Here is a 22,435-nt window from a genome sequence, read left to right on the forward strand (position 1 = left end):
CTGCGGGCCTTGAAGCCCTATTTGGCTGCTGATTTCTTGAATTCCCGCGCCACAAATGCCCAGACCAGTGCCGAGGCATCGGGCCCGGCAGGGTCGCTGAAGTGCAGGCCGGGCGCGCCGCCACTCCAGGCATGGCGCAGGCCGACAATCTCTCGCACCACCACCACCGTGCGGCCCCGGGCCCTGAATTGCGTCACGCGCATCGGGTAGCGCTTGCCGCGCTGCTGGGCGCGCACGGTGCCAGCCCGGGCGCCCAGCGCCTGGGCCCACAGCTGCGCCGTCTGCGCCGCATTGCGCACCGACACGATGCCATCGGCATCGCCATGCAGCACCAGCAAGGGCGGCAAAGGCGCTGATAAAGCACTGGTGCCCGGCGATACCGCGCTGGCATGGGGCAAAGGCAATTGCCCTGCGCGGTGGCCTCGCATGGCGGCCAACGCCGTGGCAGCCGAATCTGCCGTGCCGGGCGCAACGCCCGAGTGCATGGCCACGGCACAAAAATGCGCCGGGTAACGCGCCGCCATCAGCACCGCCATCGAGGCGCCCGCCGACAAGCCCGCCACCGCCACCCGCGCCAGATCGACCGGGTGGTGCAGCGCCACCTGCTGGACTGCGGCCAGCAGCGTGGCCGCCTCGGCGTCCGGCCTGCCACTGCGCGCGCCATACCAGTTCCAGCAGCCCCGGGCATTGGCCAGCCGCTCCTGCTCGGGGTAGAGCACCAGAAAGCGATGGCGCGCTGCCAACCGGTTCATGCGCGAGCTGCTGGCCAAGTCCGCACCAGTCTGGTCGCAGCCGTGCAGCATGACCATGAGCGGCAGCTTTTCAGCACTGCGCAAGGCCAGACCTGGCGGAACGTACAAATGAAACCGCCGCGCACCAGCAGGGCCGGTGGCCACACCGGCGATCCAGTCGCCCTGGGGCGCCAGGGATTTGCGGCGCGCCACCGCGCCCGTGGGCTGACGGTGCGCCGTCTTGGCAGGCGGGACTGCCTCGTGGATGGCCTCTTTCACTGCCGCCTTGACCGCAGATTTCACCGCCGCCTTCACGGCCTTGGTGGCTTGGGCGCGGGCGGGCCGGGTAACGCGGGCCAGGGTCTTAAGATTGCGCTGGTAGGCCCGTGTGAGCGCAGACAGCGAGAACAAGGCAGAGCGACGCGGCATGATATGAAGGGCGCTGCGAACCGCAAAACGCCCTTGGCAAGAGAACAGCTGGACACCTTAGCAGTTTCCGGGCAAGCGCGTATTTTGCTATTTATTTAATAGCAATAGGCGCTTACCACGCAAGCTCTGGAGCCGGTTTTTACTGTTATTTTTGCGCCATCCAAGGGGTATTCAGAACACGCCCTGGCCATCGGCTTTTTTCACAGGGAACCACGGGCACGGCGCAGCGCTTGCAGGCGCGCACGGACAGCATGGGCATCCTGGCTGGTGGGGGCATGCGCCAGGTACATCTCCAGGTCGGGGATGGCCTGATCGGCATGGCCGCTTTCGGCGTGCGCCAGGCCCCGGTCGCGCCATTCGCTCCAGGCCAGCGGCAACAGCACCACCAGGCGGTTCTGGACGGCAATCAGCCGTGGCCAGTCTTGCTGCGCCTGGTAGAGCTCTTTCAGATTGCGCAGCACGCGCGCAATGATCTCGCGCGGCTTGGCCGCTTGCAGGTACAACCCCAGCGACACATCGCCATCGCTCAGGCCACTGCTGCGCTGGTAAGGCGCCAGCCGCTCTGACAAATCTTCCCGCGACAGCGACTGCCCGGTGAACGGGTCTATCACCACCTGCCCCTTGGGCAGCAGCGCCTTGACCATGAAGTGCCCCGGAAACGCCACGCCGCGCGCCTGCAAGCCCACACCCTGCGCCAGCTCCATCCACAACAGCCCCAGCGTCACGGGAATGCCCCGGCGGGTGTGCAGCACGGTGTGCAAATAGCTGTTTTCCGGATCGTCGTAGTGGTTGATGTTGCCTGCAAAACCCAGGTCACCAAAGAAAAACTGGTTCAACACTTGCAGGCGTTGCAGCGAGGGGGCATCGGCGGCGATGCGCCGTTGCAGGCGCGCCTGCAAGCTGTCCATGTCGTACAGCAGCTGCTGCACATCCAGCTCGGGGTATTCATCCTGGGCGATGCTGGCAGCCGCCTCCAGCAGCGCAAACTCGGCGTCGCTGTGCACCAGCGAGGCAAAGTATTCCAGCGGCGTGGGTGCGGTGTAGCGGGGCAACATGACAGGGGTTGTAAAGGGGCAGCCGCCAGGCGTCAAGGGCGCGGGGCTTCAGCGGCGCAGCGTTTCGCGCAGCTTCAGGCCGGTAGCCCACAGCACGGCAAAGTACAGCACGGCTGCAGCGCACAGCAGCGCGGCCAACAGCGCGGCGCGTTGCAGGCCGTGGGCGCCCAAGGCAATCCAGGCAAAGTGCCGGTCGGCCCACAGCAAAAACGACGCCAGCAGCGCGCTGGCCGTGCTCACCTGCAAGCCGTAGCGCCACCAGCCGGGCCGGGGCTGGTAGCTGCCGCGCCGGCGCAGGCCGATCAGCAGCCACAGCGCATTGACCAGTGCGCCCAGGCCAATCGATAGCGCCAGCCCGGCATGGGCCAGCCAGGGCACCAGGGCGATGTTGAGCAGTTGCGTAATCACCAGCACCACCACGGCAATCTTGACGGGCGTGCGGATGTCCTGGCTGGCGTAGTAGCCCGGCGCCAGCACCTTGATGGCCACCAGCCCCAGCAGCCCGGCGCCGTAACCGGCCAACGCCAGGGCAATTTGCTGCACATCGCTGGCCTTCAAAGCGCCGTAGTGGAACAACGTGGCCACCAGCGGCTGGGCAAACGCGAGCAGGCCCACGGCGCAGGGCAGCGCCAGCAGCACCACGATGCGCAGGCCCCAATCCAGCATGGCCGAATACTTCTGCGCATCGCCCGCCGCCTTGGCCGCAGCCAGCTGCGGCGTCAGCACCACACCCAGGGCCACGCCCAGCAGCGCGGTCGGAAACTCCATCAGCCGGTCGGCATAAAACAGCCAGGTGACGCTGCCTGGCGCCAGGTACGAGGCGATCTGCGTGTTGATCATCAGCGAGATTTGCGCCACCCCCACGCCCAGCAGCGCGGGCGCCATCAGGCCCAGAATGCGGCGCACGCTGGCGTCTTGCCAGGCCGTGCGCAAGGCGCCCCAGGTCAGGCCGATGCGCGGCAGCAAACCCAGGCGGTGCAAAGCGGGCACCTGCACCGCCAGTTGCAGCACGCCACCGGCCATCACGCCACCGGCCATGGCGTAAATGGGCTCGATACCGCGCGCGGCCAGCAGCGGCGCGCCCCACCAGGCGGCGGCAATCATGCACAGGTTCAGCAGCACGGGTGTGGCCGCAGGCAGGGCAAAGCGCTTCCAGGTGTTGAGCACCCCCGCCGACAGCGCCACCATCGACATGAAGCCGATGTACGGAAACATCCAGCGCGTCATCAGCACGGCGGCCTCAAAGCCTTCGCCGCTTTGGCGCAGGCCGCTGGCCAGCATCCACACCAGCACGGGCGCCCCCGCCACCCCGAGCACGCAGGTCAGCACCAGCGCCCAGGCCAGCGCGGTGGCTACATGGTGGATGAGCGCGCGCGTGGCCTCCTCGCCGTGCTGCGCCTTGGCAGCCGCCAGCACCGGCACAAAGGCCTGGCTGAAAGCGCCTTCGGCAAACAGCCGCCGAAACAGGTTGGGAATGCGAAACGCGACGTTGAAGGCATCGGTGAGCGCGCTGGCGCCAAACATCGAGGCCATGATCAGGTCGCGTGCCAGGCCCGTGACGCGGGACGCCAGGGTCAGCAAGGAGACGGTGGAGGCAGCTTTGAGCAGTGACACGGCGCCGAGTGTATGCGCTGCACGGCCCGCACAGCGCGCTGCGCTACAATCGTGGGCTTTGCTGGCATCATCCTCGAACACAAGGAATACACACTATGGCATCCGCTAAACCCAAGAAAAAGAACCCCCGCCTGGCATCGGGCCGCAAACGCGTCCGCCAGGACATCAAGCTCAACGCAGCCAACACCTCGCTGCGTTCCAAATACCGCACCGCTGTCAAGAACGTCGAAAAGGCTGTTCTGAGCGGCGACAAGACCAAGGCTGCTGAACTGTTCGCCAAGATGCAATCCGTGGTGGACAACGTGGCCGACAAGGGCATCTTCCACAAGAACAAGGCTGCTCGCGACAAGAGCCGTCTGTCCGCCAAGGTCAAAGCCCTGGCACTGGCCGCCTGACCCTCTTCAGGCAAACAGCCCGAGTGGCCCCGGCCGCTCGCCGTTTGTAACGGGTGCGCTGCCAGCAAAAGCAAAAAGCCGTCGCAAGACGGCTTTTTTGTTGTGGATGGCGGGCTGCTGCTTCGGGCACAAACCAAGGCCGCCCCAGCCTGCGCTGCGCCGGCGTTGACACTCCAGAGGCTGTTGGATTGCAGGCCCAGCGCTCCAGCGCTCTATGGGCAGCGGGCGGTATTCAGCGCTGTGCGGGCGCGGCCACGTCGGGCAGCAAACAGGCTTCGACCACTTGCAGGTCGTTATCGCGGGCAAAGTTCATCACGAAGTCCCAGGCCATGGGCTCATGGCCTTGCAATGCACGGTTGACCACCACGCACTTGACACCATTGATCACCTTCGGAATACACCAGGGCGAATAGCTCAGATGGCTGCCAGGGCGCACGCCACCGGGGCGAAAGCTGCTCATGACGCCTGCCAGCCGCTCGGCCCAGTCGCTGGGACGAAAGGTTTTTCCGCCGTGCGTGATGCCCTGGATAAAAACTTCAGAGGTGGAAGGATGCGCCATCTGGGTAGAGGGAAGGGTAGTGGGACGGTCTGCGCAGGATCACTGCTTGTTGCGCCGCAGCAGGCTATTCTAACTCTTATATAAGAGATAAGAGTTATGTTCCCGCAGGATGCGGACCGCAGCAGATGCGCGCATCACCGCCCCATCCGCTCCAGGCAGTCGCTTCACGCCACTAGAATCTGTTTTCCTTTTTTCAGGGCTGCACGTGTTGGTACGCTGGTAGCCCGCCATTGCCCCGTCTGGAGAATAGCTGCATGACCGCTTTCATTGAGGCCGCCTCGCCCCACGTGATGAACACCTATGGCCGCGTGCCGATTGCACTGGAGCGTGGTCAGGGCAGCCGCGTCTGGGATGTCAACGGCAAGCAGTACCTGGATGCACTGGGCGGCATCGCCGTCAACACCCTGGGGCACAACCACCCCCGGCTGGTGCCCGCGCTGCAAGACCAGCTCAGCAAGCTGATCCACACCTCCAACTACTACCACGTGCCTGGCCAGGAACAGCTGGCCGCCAAGCTGGTGGAACTGTCGGGCATGCAGAACGTGTTTTTCTGCAACTCGGGGCTGGAAGCCAACGAGGCAGCATTGAAAATCGCCCGCAAATTCGGTGTGGACAAGGGCATCGCCAAGCCCGAAATCGTGGTCTATGAAAAAGCCTTCCATGGCCGCTCAATTGCCACCATGTCGGCCACCGGCAACCCCAAAATCCACACCGGCTTTGGCCCGCTGGTTGAAGGCTTCATCCGCGTGCCGGTGAACAACATCGAGGCCATCCGCCAAGCCACCGAGGGCAACCCCAATGTGGTCGCCGTGTTCTTCGAGACCATCCAGGGCGAAGGCGGCATCAACCCCATGCGCATCGAGTATTTGCAGCAGCTGCGCCAGCTGTGCGATGAGCGCGGCTGGCTGATGATGATTGACGAGGTGCAGTGCGGCATGGGCCGCACCGGCAAATGGTTTGCCCACCAGTGGGCAGGCATCGTGCCTGACGTGATGCCACTGGCCAAGGGCCTGGGCTCGGGCGTGCCGATTGGCGCCGTGGTAGCGGGCCCCAAGGCCGCCACCGTGCTGCAACCGGGCAACCATGGCTCCACCTTTGGCGGCAATGCGCTGGCCATGCGGGCGGGCGTGGAAACCATCCGCATCATGGAAGAAGACGGTCTGCTGGCCAACGCCGCCACCGTGGGCGCGCACCTCAAAGCCGCACTGCAAAGCGCGCTGGGCAGCCTGCCGGGCGTGAAGGAAGTGCGCGGCCAGGGCCTGATGTTGGGCGTGGAGCTGACCAAGCCCTGCGGCGTGCTGGTGGGCCGCGCAGCCGATGCGGGCTTGCTCATCAGCGTCACCGCCGACAGCGTGATCCGCCTGGTGCCGCCGCTGATCCTGACCACCGCCGAGGCCGACGAGATCGTCGCCCTGCTGGCGCCGCTGGTGCAAGCTTTCCTGGCGGAATGACCCCGTCCCACGAGACACCCACGATGAAACACTACCTGCAGTTCAACGACCTCAGCGCCGACGAATACGCCTACCTGTTTGCGCGCGCTGCGGTCATCAAGAAAAAGTTCAAGGCGTACGACAAGCACCACACGCTGGCCGACCGCACGCTGGCCATGATTTTCGAAAAAGCCAGCACCCGCACCCGCGTCAGCTTTGAGGCCGGCATGTACCAGCTCGGCGGCAGCGTGGTACACCTGACCACCGGCGACAGCCAACTGGGCCGCGCCGAACCCATTGAAGACAGTGCCAAAGTCATCAGCCGCATGGTCGACTTGGTGATGATCCGCACCTACGAGCAAACCAAAATCGAGCGCTTTGCCGCCGACTCGCGCGTGCCCGTCATCAACGGGCTGACCAACGAATTCCACCCCTGCCAGATCCTGGCCGACATCTTCACCTTCATCGAGCACCGGGGCTCCATCGCGGGCAAAACGGTGGCCTGGGTGGGCGACGGCAACAACATGGCCAACACCTGGTTGCAGGCGGCGCAGCTGCTGGGCTTCAAGGTGCATGTGAGCACACCGCGCGGCTACGAAGTAGATGAGAAATTGGCCGTTGGGGCAGGCGGGGCCTGCGCGAGCAGCTATCAATTTTTCAGCAATCCGCTGGACGCCTGCCGGGGCGCCGATCTGGTCACCACGGATGTGTGGACGAGCATGGGCTACGAGGCCGAGAACGAAGCGCGCAAACAGGCTTTTGCCGACTGGTGCGTGGACGCCGAGATGATGGCCGTGGCGCAGAGCGACGCCCTGTTCATGCACTGCCTGCCTGCCCACCGGGGCGAAGAAGTCGAGGCCGACGTGATCGACGGCCCGCAATCGGTGGTCTGGGACGAGGCAGAAAACAGAATGCACGTGCAAAAGGCACTCATGGAATATTTGCTGCTGGGTCGGCAGGCATAAGCCACCAGCGCCCCTTCCACTCCCCCACACAGCGGCTTCGGCCGCTTTTTTGTCCCCATGACCCACCCCTGCCTGACCTGCGGCGCCTGCTGCGCCAGTTTTCGTGTTGACTTTGCCGTGCAGGAGCTGGAGGGCTGCGGCGGGCGCGTGCCCTGCGGGCTGGCCGACCCCATCACCGAGCACCTGCACCGCATGCGCGGCACCGACTACCGCAGCCCGCGCTGCGCCGCCCTCACCGGCAAGCTGGGCGACAAGGTGGCCTGCGGCATCTACGAATGGCGCCCCTCACCGTGCCGCGAGTTCGAGGCGGGCAGCGACGCCTGCCGCCAGGCCCGCCTGCGCCACGGGCTGACCCAGCCCGTTTAGGCCTGCACACAGACGCGGTTGCGCCCCTCGCCCTTGGCCTGGTAGAGCGCGGCATCGGCGCGTTGCAGCAAAGCGCTGGCGCCGTCTTCGTCGCCGCCCCGCAAAGCCGACACCCCCAGGCTGATCGTGATGTGGCCCACCTGGGGGTACTCTTGTGCAGCCACGGCCAGGCGCAGGGCATCGGCAGTGGCCTGTGCTTCTTTCAGGCCCGTGTCAGGCAGCAAGGCCACGAACTCTTCCCCGCCAATCCGTGCGGCCACATCGCTGCGGCGCAAGCGCTGCTGCAAGGTGCGCGCCAAGCCCTGGAGCACCTGGTCGCCTGCGCCATGGCCGTGGGTGTCGTTGACGCGCTTGAAGTGGTCCACATCCACCGTCAGCAGGCTCAAGGGCCGGCCACTGCGCCGGGCCAGGGCGATGGCGAAATCAAACTGCCCCTCCAGCCCGCGCCGGTTGAGCAAGCCCGTGAGCGGGTCGCTGCGCGCCTGCATCTCCAGCGCCTGGTTGGCCCTTTGCAGCTCCTGGGTGCGCTGGCGCACGGTTTCTTCCATCTCGTGGCTGTGCGCCAGCAGCCGCCGCGTCATGTGGTCGAGCGCGCTGGAGAGGATTTGCACCTCGCGGCTGCTGTGGCTTGGCACGATGCTGGCGCCTGCGGTGCCCGCACTAATCTCGTGCGCGGCCTTGGCCAGCGCGTACAAATCCATGCTGATGCGCCGCGCTGCCAGCCAGGCGATGGCAGCGCCCAGCAGCGCCACCGCCAGCCCCACACCGATGGCAATGCCCTGGGCGCGGCGGGCTTCGGCAAAGGCCAGCGCCAGTGGCTCGCGCGCCACGACGTACCACCCCAGGCTGCTGGCCGGGCCCTGCGCACTGACATGGGCCTGGGCAGTGAGGTAGCTTTGCCCGTCTTGCCAAGCCACCGCGCCGACACTGGTGCCCGATGGCAACCCCGGCAGGCGCTGGCCGCTGGCGCGGTAAGCCTCGGTCTGGCCCTGGGGGGCGTAGATGACCTGGCCCTGGCTGTCAAAAATGAACAGTTGCAACTGGCGCTCGGCAGCCCACGGGGGCAACAGGCTCTCGATGACTTCGCGCGTCCAGTCCCAGCTGCCGTGGATGGCGAGCACGCCCACGGTCTGGCCATCGCGCACGATGGGCGCTGAAAAATCCACAAAACGCTGGGGCTCGCCGCTGGCACTGGGCGGCAGCAACTTGGCCAGGAGTTTGGCCGGGTGGACATCGCCCACATGCACGCCACGCAAGCCCTGACTGAACCAGGGGCGCTCTTTCACGCTCTGGCCCAGCAGCATGTCGCCCGTGGCGGCGCGCACCACGCCGTCCAGGTCGGCCACGCCTATCCACAGGCTGTGCGGGTGTATGGCCTGGCTGCGCGCCATGGCTTGGTGAACCATTGGCGACTGCAAGCCATGCGCCCACAAAGGCGTCGATTGCGACAGCACCTGCACCTCGCGGCTGCGGTCTTGCAGGCCATTGGCCAGCATTTTGGCGGCGTTGCGCGCAGCCAGTTCGAGGGATACACCGGCCTGCTTTTGCAGGTGCTGGCGCAGCATATCGCTCAGCAGCGTGGACAGCAACAGGCCCAGAACAATGACCAGCAGGCCAAACACCACCGCAATCTGGGTGCGCAGGCTGGCGCGGCGCAGGCGTGCAGGGATATTCACGTTTGCGCACATGCACGTCGCCGCCGCAGCAAGGCGGCATCGCCAAGGTGAACGCCGGATGCCATCTTGGCAGCGGCAGGAACCAGGCGGCAATTGCTGGCACGGTGTGCAGAGGAAAAAGCCAACAGGGGTAGAAAAATCATGCGCGGCACTGTACACAAAGCAGCGCGTAAACTGCGCACCCTTGCGCCTGCACTGCTGGGCGCGCACAGGAGGTGCAGCATGAAATGGGAAGGCAACCGAGAGTCCGACAACGTCGAAGACCGGCGTGGTGCAGACAGTGGTGGTGGCAGCAGCGGCCCGGTGTTTGGCGGGCGCAGCATTGGCATTGGCACCATCGTCATTGCCCTGCTGGGGGGCTGGATTCTGGGCGTGAACCCGCTGACCATTCTGGGCCTGCTCAGTGGCGGCGCCCCCCCGGCGCAGGTGCAGCAGGCGCCCGCGCAGCGCCCACCCGCCGATGACCGGCTGGCCCGCTTTGTCTCCACCGTGCTGGCCGATACCGAAGACGTGTGGGCAGGTGTTTTCAGCCAGGGCGGCGCCCGTTACCAAGAACCGCGCCTGGTGCTGTTCCGGGGGGCCACGCCCACCGCCTGCGGCACCGGCGAAGCGGCCATGGGGCCGTTTTACTGCCCGGCCGACCAGAAGGTGTACATCGACCTGGGTTTTTACGAAACCCTGAAACACCAGCTGGGCGCACCCGGCGAATTTGCCCAAGCCTACGTCATTGCCCACGAGGTCGGCCACCATGTGCAAAACCTGCTGGGCATCAGCGACAAGGTCGACAGCCAGCGTGGCCGCATCAGCCAGGTGCAGTACAACCAGCTCTCGGTGCGCCTGGAGTTGCAGGCCGACTGCTTTGCCGGTGTCTGGGCGCACCATGCCCAGACGGCACGGCAAATTCTGGAAAACGGCGACATCGAGGCCGCCATGAACGCTGCGGCCAAGATCGGCGACGACGCCCTGCAACAGCAAAGCCAGGGCCGCGTGGTGCCCGAGAGTTTTACCCACGGCTCCAGCGCACAGCGCGTGCGCTGGTTCAACAACGGCCTGCAACACGGCAGCGTGCAGCGCTGCGACACGTTTTCTGCGCGCAGCTTGTAGGTCTTTGCCCCAGCGCTGCTGCCCACGCCAGTTTTTGGTCAAAATGGCATCAAAGCCAATAGGGATAGGCGCAATTAGCTATCAAAAATATAGCTGATTGGCGCTATCGCAGTGTCTTTTTTACGCGAGCGCGGCCCGGCATCGGCGGCAAAACCAAGGGTTTTACCGGTGCTGGTGCGACAATACCGGGCTAAATGACAAGTTCTTTTTCCAATTTATCGCTGGCCGAGCCGCTGGCGCGCGCCGTGGCCGAGATGGGCTACGAGTCCATGACCCCCATCCAGGCGCAGGCCATTCCGGTGGTGCTTACTGGCCAGGACGTGATGGGTGCCGCCCAGACCGGCACCGGCAAAACGGCAGCCTTCTCGCTGCCGCTATTGCAGCGCCTGCTCAAGCACGAAAGCAGCTCCACCTCGCCCGCGCGCCATCCGGTGCGCGCGCTGGTGCTGCTGCCCACGCGCGAGCTGGCCGACCAGGTGGCCCAGCAAATCGCGCTGTACGCCAAATACACCAAGCTGCGCAGCACGGTGGTGTTTGGCGGCATGGACATGAAGCCGCAAACGCTGGAGCTGAAAAAAGGCGTTGAGGTGCTGGTGGCCACGCCGGGCCGCCTGCTCGACCACATCGAGGCCAAAAACGCGGTGCTCAACCAGGTCGAGTACGTGGTGCTCGACGAGGCCGACCGCATGCTGGACATCGGCTTTTTGCCTGACCTGCAGCGCATCCTCAGCTACCTGCCCAAGCAGCGCACCACGCTCTTGTTCAGCGCCACGTTCTCGCCAGAAATCAAGCGATTGGCGGGCAGCTACCTGCAAGACCCCGTCACCATCGAAGTGGCGCGGCCCAACGAAACCGCCTCCACCGTCGAGCAGCGCTTTTACAGCGCGGGTGACGACGACAAGCGCCGCGCCATCCACCAGGTGCTGAAAACGCGCGGCATCAAGCAGGCATTCATCTTCGTCAACAGCAAGCTCGGCTGTGGCCGCCTGGCGCGCAGCCTGGAGCGCGAGGGCCTGAAAACCGCCGCGCTGCACGGCGACAAGAGCCAGGACGAGCGCCTCAAAGCCCTTGATGCTTTCAAGCAGGGCGAAGTCGATTTGCTGGTCTGTACCGACGTGGCCGCGCGCGGCCTGGACATCAAAGACGTGCCAGCGGTGTTCAACTTTGACGTGCCGTTCAACGCCGAAGACTACGTGCACCGCATTGGCCGCACGGGCCGCGCTGGCGCCTCGGGACTGGCGGTGACGCTGGTGTCGGGCAGCGATGCGCGCCTGGTGGCCGACATCGAAAAGCTGCTCAAAACCAAGCTCAACATCGAAACGCTGGCCTACGATGACGCGCGCCCCGAACGCACCAGCAGCCGCCCCAGCGAAGGCCGCAGCGACCGGGGCGAACGCACAGAGCGTTTCGAGCGCCCTGCACGGGCAGAACGCCCCGAGCGCTACGAAGGTTCAGCGCCGCGTGCGGCATCGCGCGGTGGTTTCCGCCCCGCCGTGGCCTCGCGCGATCCGTTCTTCGAGAAGCCCTATGAGGCCCCCACCGAAGCCGCGCTGGCCCAATGGGAAGCCGCCCGCAGTGCCCCAGCGGTGCGCGGTCTGTCGGCCAACATCAAGCCCAAGCGCAAGGTGGCCGCGCTGTTCAAGCCAGTAGAGCAGAACGCTCCCTCCTGAGCCAGCGGTGGGCGGGGTGGTTTTATGGTCAAAATGGCCTCTCACGCCCGCCCGATAAGCGCTAGCAGCTACTAAAAAAGTAGCAACCCAACCCGGCACCTCAGCCGGGTTTTTGCGCTTGCGGGCACTGCACTTGCAGCCGCTCGCGCTCGGCCAACGTGGCGCCAAAACGCACGGCGCTGAGGCAGCCGCCCCACACGCAGCCCGTGTCCAGCCCCAGGGCATCGGGGCGATCCAGCCAGCCCAGCGTGGACCAGTGGCCAAACGCCACCAGCGTGCCCGCCGTGCGCCGACCCGGCACGTCAAACCAGGGCAGCAGCCCCGGCGGCGCGGCCTGGGCGCTTTCGGTGCTATTGAAATCCATCACCCCATCGGCACTGCAAAAGCGCAGCCGCGTCAGTGCATTGACGACCACGCGCAGGCGATCGGCGCCCGCCAGGTCGGCGCGCCAGTGGTCGGGGGTGTTGCCGTACATCTGGTGCAGAAAAGCGACAAATTCCGGGCCACGCAACACGGTCTGCACCTGGGCGGCCAGCGCCAGCGTATCGGCCACGCTCCAGGCGGGCAGCACGCCCGCATGCACCATCAGCAGGGTCTGGTTGGCGTGCGTGTGTGCGTGCGCCAGCGGTTGCTGGCGCAGCCAGTCGAGCAAGGCGGTGCTGTCGGGGGCGTGCAACACGCCATCGAGCGTGTCGCGGCGCGAGGGCTTGCGCACGCCGTGCGCCGTGGCCAGCAAGTGCAGGTCATGGTTGCCCAGCAGCGGGCGCAGCGCGCCATCGGCGGCCATGCAGCGGCGCAGCACGGCGGCGGAATCGGGGCCACGGTTGACCAGATCGCCCAGCAAATAGGCGGTATCGCGGCTGGGCGAAAAGGCCATGTGGTCCAGCAGGCGTTGCAACGCGCCGTCGCAGCCCTGCACGTCGCCAATACAGTAAAGCGCCATGGTGTTCCTTGGGTGGGTACTGGAAAATGAATATGGTGCGCTGGCGCAGCGCTGCGCCAGATTATGGGGGCGCTATTACCGGCAATTACCGGCCATTTGCCCGCAGGTGCGGATATTCAAGGCCAACGCACCAACCCCGCCTGCGCAAAGAGCGCAGCAGACTGATTGGGGTAGAGCGGCTGTCTTGCACTGCCCACCACGCCGATATACCCTGAATGGCAGTCATTTTATTTAACCTGTCATGCAAAAAATCAAAGTCGCCAATATACTAATGGCTTCTTAAATCCTGATTGCCTTGACCACCATGACCTCTTACAAAGAGCTGCTCAAAGAACGTGAACTCCTTGAAACCCGAATCCAGGAAGCACGCCGCCAGGAATTGGCCGGTGCCATCGCGCAGGTGCGTGCCTTGGTGGATGAGTTTGGCCTGACATCGCAAGATATTTTCTCTGCACCCAAGGCCCGCAATGCCAACGTCGGCGCCAAAGTGGCCCCCAAATACCGTGACCCGGCTACTGGCCAAACCTGGACAGGCCGTGGCAAAGCACCAAAATGGATTCAGAACCAAAATCGCGACCAGTTCGTGATTTAAAAAATGTCCGCCGCGGCGGACATTTTTTATGGGCATTTGATAAGCACATGCTGGCATGTGTGCCATGCAATGTGGGCTATCTGCAGCGATAGCCCGGTCTATTGGCGGGCTTTGGTGGTTAATCGGCGCGGTGTCTGACTTGCCACCAGGCGCCAGGGTGCCAAAATGGCTTACCACCCTATTCCCAGGAGTTTTCCATGGCCACCTCCGTTCATCGCCCCGCAGCGCATGCATTTGCCGCCACCCTGAAAAAGTTGAAAACGCCCTCCGGTAAAGGGGGGCACTTTTATTCCCTGCCCGCATTGGCCCAGGAGTTTCCCGGCATCCGGCGCTTGCCAGTATCCATTCGCATCGTGCTCGAATCGGTACTGCGCAACTGTGATGGCCGCAAAATCCTGCCCGAGCATGTGGCGCAACTGGCCCAATGGCAGCCTCAGGCCGAGCGCAAAGACGAAATTCCCTTTGTCGTCTCGCGCGTGGTGCTGCAAGACTTTACCGGCGTGCCGCTGCTGGCCGATTTGGCAGCCATGCGCAGTGTGGCCGCCAAGCTGGGCCATAACCCCGAAAAAATCGAACCCCTGGTGCCCGTGGATCTGGTGGTAGACCACTCCATCATGGTGGACCACTACGGCAGCAAAAAGGCGCTCGACCTGAACATGAAGCTGGAGTTCCAGCGCAACCGCGAGCGCTACGAGTTCATGAAATGGGGCATGCAGGCATTTGCCACCTTTGGCGTGGTGCCGCCCGGTTTTGGCATCGTCCACCAGGTCAATCTGGAATACCTGGCGCGGGGCGTTCACCAAACCAAAGACGGCGTGTTCTACCCCGACACCCTGGTCGGCACCGACAGCCACACCACCATGATCAACGGCATCGGTGTGGTCGGCTGGGGCGTGGGTGGCATCGAGGCCGAGGCCGCCATGCTGGGCCAGCCGGTGTATTTTTTGACGCCCGATGTGGTCGGCCTGGAGCTGAGCGGCCAACTGCGCGAGGGTGTCACGGCCACCGATCTGGTGCTCACCGTGACCGAGCTGCTGCGCCAGCACAAAGTGGTGGGCAAGTTTGTCGAGTTTTTTGGCGAGGGCACGCGCACGCTGGCACTGCCCGACCGCGCCACCATCGCCAACATGGCACCCGAGTACGGCGCCACCATGGGCTTTTTTCCGGTCGATGAAAAAACCATCGCCTACTTCAAAGGCACGGGCCGCACCAAAGCCGAGATCGAAGCCTTCGAGGCGTACTTCCAGGCCCAGGGTTTGTTCGGTGTGCCGCTGGCGGGCGAGATCGATTACTCGCAGGTCGTCACACTCGATCTGGCCAGCGTGACCCCCAGCCTGGCCGGCCCCAAGCGCCCCCAAGACCGCATTGAGCTGGGCCGGGTCAAGGCGCAGTTCACGACGCTGTTCAGCCAGCCCGGCGCCCAGAATGGTTTCAACCAGCCCCCCGAGCGCCTGACCCAGCGCCACCGCGTGGGCTGCGGCGAGGGAGGCCCGGCGGCAGAGGCACCATCGCCCCGGCCCGGTGCGCCGCGCGATGTGGTGGAAATGGTGGCCAACCGCCCCACCCTGGCCACGGCACAGGCCGCCCAACCTGCGCTGGCCGTGTGCGAAGTGCCCGCTGCCACCGACAACGCATTGCACATAGGCCACGGCGATGTGCTGATTGCCGCCATCACCAGCTGCACTAACACCTCCAACCCCAGCGTGCTGCTGGCGGCGGGCCTGCTGGCCAAGAAGGCCGTGAAAGCCGGGCTCACGGTGGCGCCGCACATCAAGACCTCGCTGGCACCGGGCTCGCGCATCGTGACCGAGTACCTGACCGAGACCGGGCTGCTGCCCTACCTCGAAAAACTCGGCTTTGCGCTGGCCGGTTACGGCTGCACCACCTGCATCGGCAACGCGGGCGACCTGGCGCCTGAGCTGAACGAGGCCATCACGCAAAACGATCTGGTGTGCGCCGCCGTGCTCTCGGGCAACCGCAACTTTGAGGCGCGCATCCATCCCCACCTCAAGGCCAATTTTCTGGCCAGCCCGCCGCTGGTGGTGGCCTACGCCATCGCGGGCACCGTGCTCAAAGACCTGATGACCGAGCCGGTGGGGCGCGGCAAAGGCGGGCGCGACATTTACCTGGGCGACATCTGGCCCAGCAGCGATGAAATCCACCAGCTCATGAAGTTTGCGATGAAGGGCAAAGCCTTCCGCGAAAACTACGCCAAGATCCAGACCGACCCCGGCAAGCTGTGGCAAAAAATCAAGGGCGTGGCGGGCACCACCTACACCTGGCCTGCCAGCACCTACATTGCCGAGCCCCCGTTCTTCGCCCACTTCGCTATGAAAAATATAGCTGAAAGCGCAGACCAGTCGGGCGCTACAGCCCCAAAAAGCACTGAATCGGTGCGCCACGCCCGCATCATGGCCTTGCTGGGCGACTCCATCACCACCGACCACATCTCGCCCGCAGGCTCCATCGCGCCCAGCTCGCCTGCGGGGCAGTGGTTGCAGCAGCACGGCGTACAAAAGGCCGACTTCAACAGCTACGGCGCACGCCGTGGCAACCACGACGTGATGGTGCGCGGCACCTTTGCCAATGTGCGCATCAAGAACCTGATGCTCGAACCCCTGGCCGATGGCGCCCGCGAAGAAGGCGGCGTGACGCTGTTCCAGGGCGAGGGGCCACTGCAAGGGCAAAAAATGTTCATCTACGACGCCGCCACGCACTACATGGCGCAGGGCGTGCCCACGGTGATTTTTGCGGGCGAGGAATACGGCACCGGCTCCAGCCGCGACTGGGCCGCCAAGGGCACGCAGCTGCTGGGCATCAAGGCCGTGGTGGCCAAGAGCTTTGAGCGCATCCACCGCTCCAACCTGGTGGGCATGGGCGTGCTGCCGTTGCAGTTCAAGGGCCAGGATTCGTGGCAAACGCTGGGCCTGACGGGCGACGAAGACATCGACGTGCTGCCCGAGGCCGCCCTCACGCCGCAAAGCGATGCCACCCTGGTCATCCGCCGTGCCGATGGCTCGCAGCAGCACGTGCTGGTCACGCTGCGCATTGATACCCCCATCGAGGTGGACTACTACCGCGCGGGCGGTATCCTGCCCTACGTGCTGCACCAATTGCTGGACGCCTGAACGCCAGCGCCGGGCAAGGCACAATTCCCCCATGAAGAAACAGGTGTTGGTGGCCGGTGGCGGCATTGGTGGGCTGGCGGCAGCGCTGGGCGCGTCGCGCGCGGGCTGGGATGTGCGGTTGTACGAACGTGCCGCCGCTTTCAGCGAGGTGGGCGCGGGCGTGCAGATCGGCCCCAACGTGGTGCGCCGCTTGCAGGCCTGGGGCTTGCAGCAGCGCTTGCAGGCAGTGGCCGCTTTTCCTACGCAGTTGCAGGTGCGCTGTGCGCTGTCGGGGCGTGAACTGGCGGTGCTGCCCTTGGGCGCGCAAGCCGTGCAGCGCTACGGCGCGGCCTACGCCACCATCCACCGCGCCGATTTGCAGGCGCTGCTGCTGGCAGCCGTGCAGGAAAGCGCCGAAGTGCAACTGAACCTGGGCCTGTCGATTGACGGCTACACGCAGGGCGACGGCGTGGTGCTGGTGCGCACCAGCGCGGGCAAAGAGGTCGAGGGCGACGCGCTGATCGGCGCCGACGGCCTCTGGAGCCGCACCCGCACCCAGCTGCTGGCCGACGGCCCGCCGCGCGTGACCGGCCACCTCGCCTACCGCGCGCTGGCCCGCCAGGGCGCTTTGCCCAAACGCCTGCGCACCGCACAAATCACCGTCTGGCTGGGCCCACGCCTGCACGCGGTGCAGTACCCGGTGCGTGGTGGTGCGCTGCAAAACCTGGTGGTGATCGTGCAAGGCCAGCCCCCCGAAGACCTGCAAAACTGGGACCACAGCGCCAACGCCAGCGGCTTGGCCCAGGCACTGGCGGGCACCTGCACCGCCCTGCAAGACGTGGTGCGCGCCGCCCCGGGCGCAGGCCAGGGCTGGCGGCTGTGGCCGCTGTCTGACCGCCCGCCTTTGCGCAGCGCAGCACAAATGGCCCAGGGCCTGGTGGCGCTGCTGGGTGATGCGGCCCACCCCATGCGCCCCTACCTGGCCCAGGGCGCGGGCATGGCCATTGAAGATGCCGCCCAGTTGCAGCACGCCATGGCCATGCACGACCTGGAAGTGCCCCTGCGCCTGCGCCGCTACGCCCTTAACCGCTGGGAGCGCAACGCGCGTGTGCAGGCGCGATCGCAGCGCAACGGGCGCATCTTCCACGCCACCGGCCTGGTGCGCTGGGGGCGCGACCTGTCGCTGCGCCTGCTGGGCGCGCGCCTGCTGGACTTGCCCTGGCTGTACCGGGGCGATGGCTCCAGTGCCAGCCTGCTGTAAATTGCTACTTTATTGGTAGCTGCTAGCGCTTATCCGGCGGGCGCCAGAGGCCGATTTGGCACTTACTTTTGCTGCTGCAACATCGGCGATGCGGGCAGCCAGCGAAACGCGCACGAGCCCAGCGCCAGCATGGCGGCAATGGTGGCCATCACCGCCTGGTAGGGCTCGTGGCCCTGCGCCTGCGCCCAGCCCGCCACCACGCCCGTGAGCCACTGCATCAGCCCCACGCCCAAAAACATGGCCATAGTGAACACCGACAGCGCGCGGCCCGTCAGGTCGGGCGGGTAAGACGCGCGCACGTCCGAATATTGCAGCACCGAATAGCCCGACAGCGTGGCAATCAACAGCACCAGCGCCACGTTCAGGGTGGCGTGCTGCGTGCTCAATCCCAGCACCAGGTACAGCGACGCCACCAGCAGCGAAAAATTCACCACCCAGCGGCGCCGGCGCGTGGGGCCGGGGTCAAAGTGGCCAAAGCAGGCCGGGCTGAACAGCGAAATCAGCGACATGGCCAGCGCCGCGTTGCCGCTTTCGACCAGCGAAAAACCGTAACGCTCGATCAGCAGCGGGCCAATCCACAGCCCGCGCAGCGACAAAAACGCGGCGTAGGCCACCATGCCCAACAGCAAGATGCCCCAGGTGTGCGGCAGCGTGAACAGCGCACCAAAGCGGCGCACTGCCGCGCCCCAGCGCTCACGCTCTGCGGGGGGCGTGGCCAGGGCGGGCTCATGCACGCAGCGCCAGATCAGCAGCCACGACAGCGCCGACAAACCCGCCAGCACAGCAAACGCCACGCGCCAGCTGGTGTGCTGCACCAGCCAGGCCAGCGGCGTGCCGGTAAACAGCAGCCCCAGCCCGCCCACGCCCAGGCCCACGCCCGACATGAAGGCAAACTGCCCCGCCGGAAAATGCCGCGCAATAAACACCGTGCAGGCCAGAAACGCCGGTGCGCAGCCCACGCCAATGAGCATCTGGCCCAGCATCAGCCAGCCATACTGCGGCGCCCAGGCCGACAGCGCCGCGCCCGCAATAGCCAGCGGAAACGCACTGAGCACGGTGCGGCGCAGGCCATACAAATCCATGCCGATGCCCATGAAAAACTGCATCACCCCGAACGCCAGCCCGAACAGCCCGGCAAACGCGCCCAGCGACGACGAGGACAGGCCAAAGTCGCTTTGCAGCCCCGTGGCGATGATGGCCGTGACCGTGCGGTACGACTGGCTCAGGGCAAACGCCGACAACAGCGCCAACAGCATGGGCCACAGCCCCAGCGGCTGGCGCGCACCGCGCCGCGGGGCCGGTGCCGCTGGGGGGGTGGCGGTGGTGTCGGGGGGAACGCTAGCCACAAAGGCCGTGGGATGGGTGGGCGCTGGCACGGGTCAAATCTCCTGGGGGACTGGAGCTTAGCGCCTGTGTTGGCGCGGCGCTGTCGCCAAGGAGCACGGCGCAGGGCTGGGGCCATCGGCGCTCAGGCCAGCGAGCGCAGCACTGCGCGCACGGGCGAGGCCTCGGCCTGCATGAGCTTGAGCGGCAAGGCGATCAGCTCGTAGTCGCCCTCGGGCACCTCGTCGAGCACCAGGTTCTCCAGCACGCGCAGGCCGCGCTGGCGCACGGCCTGGTGGCTGGGCAGGTCGTGGCTGTCTGCGGGGTCGATGCTGGCGGTGTCCAGCCCGACCAGCAGCACGCCCAGGTCGGCCAGGCGCTCTATGGTGGCGGGGGCGTAGGCAATCAATCGGGTATCCCACTGCGTGGGCGCTTGCGCACAGGTGCGCACCAGCACGCGCGGGGGCAGCTCGGCCAGTGCGTGCGCCAGGTGGTGCCATTCAATCAGCGGCCCGCAGGCAATGGCATGGATGACGCGGCAAGGCCCGATAAAAGGCGCCAGCGCCATCTCGCCCGCCGCCGCGCCGTGGGCGTCGTAGTGCAGCGGCGCATCGGCGTGGGCGCCCACGTGGGGCGACATGGTGATGGCGCTGACGTTGACCGGGCAGCCCGGCGCCAGGGTGGCACACCACTGCTGCCGGTAAGGCGCGTCCCCCGGAAACACCGGGGTGCCGGGGTGAACCGCAGGGGAAATGTCCCAGAGCTTTTGCATGGCCCCGAAGATAGCGCATGCCCCCCGCGTTCAGTGCCACCGGCGCGTGCGCCTCAGTTCAGGTTCAGCGGGCCCAGGTGGTGCAGCCAGGTTTCGCCGTTGTTTTCGTCCACGCCATCGTTGTCGTTGACCAGCAGCGCGTCGCCGTTGGCCAGCACAGCAAAACCCTCAATCTTCTCGACCACCAAACCATGGGTTTTGCGCAGGTCGGGCAGCACATCGCGCACCAGGGTTTTGCTCAGGGTGGCGCCATCGGCCACGCCGTTCAGGTCGATGCGGTAGAGCTTTTTCACGCGGGCATCGGGGCCGCCCTGGTTGTCGCGCTCAATCACCACGAAGCGGTTATTGCCCACAGCCGTGATTTCCGACAAGCCCACCCAGCCCTTGTTGGGCGAAGCCACCGCGTCCAGCGGGTAGAACATGAACTGCCAGGTCTTGGCGGCCAGGTCGTACACACCGATGCGCGGGTGGGCATCACCCGCCCAGGCGCGTTGGAAGGCCACCACCAGCTTGCCGCCCGATTCGGCAATGCCTTCGAAGCCAAAGCGCTGCTGCTTGGCGTTGACCTCGGCGGGCAGCTGGATGATGTCTTCGATCACGCCCGTGGCCGAGAGCTTGAACACCAGGTTGGCCGACAGCACCGGGCGGGCGGCCTCGCCCACGGTGCCGCTTCCTTCCGAAGCAATCCAGAAGCCGCCGCCCGAGGCCAGCGCAATGCCTTCGGGGTCGAGGTTGACGCTGCCGTCGGCATTGACCAGCGCGGCCAGATCGGTGGCGTCGAAGGCGTTGGCGTCCTTGGCGGCGGGCAGCACGGCGGCCAGGGCAGCAATCTTGCCGCTGGGGTCGGTGATGCGAATTTCGCGCTGCAGCTTGGCAGGCTTGGCGCTGGTGTCGATCTCAAAAATGCGGTTGCCCCGGAAGAAGCTGTCGTCAATCGCGTACACGACAGACCCCGTAGGCGCCGCCGCCAGACCCGACAGCGCCGACCACGGAATGGGCGTGCCGTCGGCACGGTTGGCCGACTGGATGCTCGGGTAGGCCGCTGGCGCGTTTTGGTATTGGTAAATGTTCAGCGCCGAGCGCAACGTCGAGCTGGTGGCGCGGTCGTCGTTCTCGCTGGCGGCGATCAGCAGGTTGCGCGACGGAATCGCCAGCACCCCTTCGGGGGCCAGCGCGGCGGGCAGCACCTGTTTGAACACGGGCTGGTTTTTCTGGCCCATGTCGTACACGGCCAGGACGCTGGAGCGCTCGGAGGCCACAAACAGGTAATCGGTGCCATCAAAGCGGCCAAAGGCCACGTTCTCGGGCTCGTTGCCCTTGGCGTCCGAGCGCTTGTCGTTGGTGTGGCCGATGCGCGCCACCAGGTGCTCCAGGGTGTTGCCTGCGTCGTAGGCCACGGCCCCATCGGCGTTGAAAATGGTAAAGCCCCGGCTGCCCCCGTTCCAGTCGCCTTCGTTGGCGGTGGCGAACTGGGTTTTGGAAACCCAGGCCACGCCATCGGGCTCGCGCAGGCGGTTGGCCTGGGTTTCGGTCAGGTTGACGCTGTTGGGGCGCGGGGCATCGGTCAAATCCACCTGGGTCAGCGTGACGGCGCCCGCACTGAAGTGGCGGGTGACTTTGCCCGTGGGCAAATCGACCAGCGCGATGTGGTTGTTCTCTTGCAGCGTGACCACGGCCACGTTGTCGTCGTTGATGGAGACGTACTCGGGTTCGGCGTCCTCGGGGTAGAGCGCGGCCAGGCCTTGCAATTCGACCTTGCGGGTCTTCCAGCTGGCGGGGGCGCCCACGGTATCGACGATGGTCAGGTAGCCCGAGGGCGCCTGGGGCAGCGCGCCCTTGTTCAGGCTCTCGTCACGCTCGTTCTCAATCACCACGGCCACGTACTGGCCGTCCTTGCTGCGCGCCACCGAGTCGGGCTGGCCGCCAAGCTGGATTTCGGTGACGATGCTGCGCTTGGCCATATCGACCACCACCAGCTTGCCCGAGGCGTTGACGAAGTTGGCCGACGTGTTCACCGCTACCAGCGCGTGGCCGCCCAGCACCGTGACCGAGGTGGGCTCGCCGCCCATGGCGAGCATGCCCAGGCCCTTGGGCGCTGCCGGGTCGGTGATATCGACAAAGCCGACTTCGCCTTTGAGGCTGTTGGTATAGACCAGCGCCATGCCGTCTTCGCTGGCGGCCACGATTTCTGCGGCGGTGGGCGTGCTGTCTTCGCACGAGGAGCCGACCTGCGCGCACACCGCAAACGTGGCCGTGCGGTTGAAGAACTTGCCAGGATTGCTGACCGAGGGAATATCGACCGGGCCATCGTCGCTACCACCACAGGCTGCCAACAGCCCGGACAAGGCCACACCCACCGCCAGTGCAATCGCTGATTTCTTCATGAAAGCTCCCCCAAGAACAAAGGCCCCAATCTAGGGGGCCTCTGTGTCGGGTGCATGAC

At 65.7% G+C, this 22,435-nt stretch carries 18 protein-coding genes; 9 read left to right on the forward strand and 9 right to left on the reverse strand.

Annotation, left to right across the window (positions count from 1 at the left end; translation table 11 throughout):
* Nucleotides 1-17: 17 nt before the first annotated feature.
* From EV674_RS05525 to murJ, 3 genes are all read right to left on the reverse strand, one after another.
* Complete coding sequence (locus EV674_RS05525; protein WP_119012967.1) at nt 18-1,160, reverse strand: extracellular catalytic domain type 1 short-chain-length polyhydroxyalkanoate depolymerase; 1,143 nt, start codon at nt 1,158-1,160, stop codon at nt 18-20.
* Between the two features lie 200 nt (nt 1,161-1,360).
* Nucleotides 1,361-2,215: a SirB1 family protein gene (locus EV674_RS05530; protein WP_119012966.1), complete on the reverse strand. Its 855-nt coding sequence runs from the start codon at nt 2,213-2,215 to the stop codon at nt 1,361-1,363.
* A 48-nt stretch (nt 2,216-2,263) separates the two neighbouring features.
* On the reverse strand, nt 2,264-3,829 hold the full coding sequence (gene murJ / locus EV674_RS05535; RefSeq protein WP_119013015.1) for a murein biosynthesis integral membrane protein MurJ: 1,566 nt from the start codon (nt 3,827-3,829) through the stop codon (nt 2,264-2,266).
* Between the two features lie 95 nt (nt 3,830-3,924).
* Between murJ and rpsT the strand changes: the two genes are divergently transcribed.
* Nucleotides 3,925-4,224, forward strand: a complete 300-nt coding sequence (gene rpsT / locus EV674_RS05540; RefSeq protein WP_119012965.1) for a 30S ribosomal protein S20 — start codon at nt 3,925-3,927, stop codon at nt 4,222-4,224.
* 232 nt (nt 4,225-4,456) lie between these two features.
* Here rpsT and EV674_RS05545 read toward each other — a convergent pair whose 3' ends face one another.
* Nucleotides 4,457-4,783 carry a DUF3579 domain-containing protein gene (locus EV674_RS05545; protein ID WP_119012964.1) on the reverse strand — a complete coding sequence of 109 codons (327 nt, stop codon included), beginning with the start codon at nt 4,781-4,783 and terminating at the stop codon, nt 4,457-4,459.
* A gap of 254 nt (nt 4,784-5,037) precedes the next feature.
* On the opposite strand from EV674_RS05545, the gene EV674_RS05550 reads away from it, so the two are divergent.
* Genes EV674_RS05550 through EV674_RS05560 form a run of 3 tightly spaced genes read left to right on the forward strand, consistent with a single transcriptional unit; the run spans nt 5,038 to nt 7,544 of the window.
* Entirely contained in the window at nt 5,038-6,234 is a 1,197-nt protein-coding gene (locus EV674_RS05550; protein ID WP_119012963.1) for an aspartate aminotransferase family protein, read from the forward strand.
* A gap of 23 nt (nt 6,235-6,257) precedes the next feature.
* Complete coding sequence (gene argF / locus EV674_RS05555; protein WP_119012962.1) at nt 6,258-7,178, forward strand: ornithine carbamoyltransferase; 921 nt, start codon at nt 6,258-6,260, stop codon at nt 7,176-7,178.
* A gap of 57 nt (nt 7,179-7,235) precedes the next feature.
* Nucleotides 7,236-7,544, forward strand: a complete 309-nt coding sequence (locus tag EV674_RS05560) for a YkgJ family cysteine cluster protein (RefSeq protein WP_119012961.1) — start codon at nt 7,236-7,238, stop codon at nt 7,542-7,544.
* On the opposite strand, the gene EV674_RS05565 is transcribed toward EV674_RS05560, so the two are convergent.
* Nucleotides 7,541-9,220 (reverse strand): sensor domain-containing diguanylate cyclase, encoded by a 1,680-nt coding sequence (locus tag EV674_RS05565; RefSeq protein WP_241524914.1) that lies wholly within the window; start codon nt 9,218-9,220, stop codon nt 7,541-7,543. The genes EV674_RS05560 and EV674_RS05565 overlap by 4 nt on opposite strands.
* 222 nt (nt 9,221-9,442) lie before the next feature.
* On the opposite strand from EV674_RS05565, the gene ypfJ reads away from it, so the two are divergent.
* Together ypfJ and EV674_RS05575 are read left to right on the forward strand one after the other, a co-directional pair.
* Entirely contained in the window at nt 9,443-10,324 is an 882-nt protein-coding gene (gene ypfJ, locus EV674_RS05570; protein ID WP_119012959.1) for a KPN_02809 family neutral zinc metallopeptidase, read from the forward strand.
* A 194-nt stretch (nt 10,325-10,518) separates the two neighbouring features.
* A complete protein-coding gene (locus EV674_RS05575) occupies nt 10,519-11,994 on the forward strand; it encodes a DEAD/DEAH box helicase (RefSeq protein ID WP_119012958.1) in 1,476 nt (491 codons plus the stop codon).
* Between the two features lie 100 nt (nt 11,995-12,094).
* Here EV674_RS05575 and EV674_RS05580 read toward each other — a convergent pair whose 3' ends face one another.
* Entirely contained in the window at nt 12,095-12,937 is an 843-nt protein-coding gene (locus EV674_RS05580; protein ID WP_119012957.1) for a symmetrical bis(5'-nucleosyl)-tetraphosphatase, read from the reverse strand.
* Between the two features lie 304 nt (nt 12,938-13,241).
* Between EV674_RS05580 and EV674_RS05585 the strand changes: the two genes are divergently transcribed.
* The 3 genes from EV674_RS05585 (at nt 13,242) to EV674_RS05595 (ending at nt 17,897) form a co-directional block, all read left to right on the forward strand.
* Nucleotides 13,242-13,529 (forward strand): H-NS histone family protein, encoded by a 288-nt coding sequence (locus tag EV674_RS05585; protein WP_119012956.1) that lies wholly within the window; start codon nt 13,242-13,244, stop codon nt 13,527-13,529.
* 197 nt (nt 13,530-13,726) lie between these two features.
* Nucleotides 13,727-16,657, forward strand: coding sequence for an aconitate hydratase (locus EV674_RS05590; RefSeq protein WP_119012955.1), 2,931 nt, complete (start codon nt 13,727-13,729; stop codon nt 16,655-16,657).
* Between the two features lie 31 nt (nt 16,658-16,688).
* Nucleotides 16,689-17,897 (forward strand): FAD-dependent monooxygenase, encoded by a 1,209-nt coding sequence (locus tag EV674_RS05595; protein WP_119012954.1) that lies wholly within the window; start codon nt 16,689-16,691, stop codon nt 17,895-17,897.
* 62 nt (nt 17,898-17,959) lie between these two features.
* Here the strand turns inward: EV674_RS05595 and EV674_RS05600 are convergent, their stop codons facing one another.
* The 3 genes from EV674_RS05600 to EV674_RS05610 all read right to left on the reverse strand — a co-directional run bounded on the left by EV674_RS05600 (nt 17,960) and on the right by EV674_RS05610 (nt 22,376).
* Nucleotides 17,960-19,153: an MFS transporter gene (locus tag EV674_RS05600; RefSeq protein WP_119013014.1), complete on the reverse strand. Its 1,194-nt coding sequence runs from the start codon at nt 19,151-19,153 to the stop codon at nt 17,960-17,962.
* Between the two features lie 212 nt (nt 19,154-19,365).
* On the reverse strand, nt 19,366-19,992 hold the full coding sequence (gene kynB, locus EV674_RS05605) for an arylformamidase (RefSeq protein ID WP_119012953.1): 627 nt from the start codon (nt 19,990-19,992) through the stop codon (nt 19,366-19,368).
* Between the two features lie 53 nt (nt 19,993-20,045).
* Nucleotides 20,046-22,376 (reverse strand): esterase-like activity of phytase family protein, encoded by a 2,331-nt coding sequence (locus EV674_RS05610; protein ID WP_119012952.1) that lies wholly within the window; start codon nt 22,374-22,376, stop codon nt 20,046-20,048.
* Nucleotides 22,377-22,435: the final 59 nt, after the last annotated feature.

It is taken from the genome of Simplicispira metamorpha (genome assembly GCF_004341365.1).
Classification (GTDB): domain Bacteria; phylum Pseudomonadota; class Gammaproteobacteria; order Burkholderiales; family Burkholderiaceae_C; genus Simplicispira; species Simplicispira metamorpha.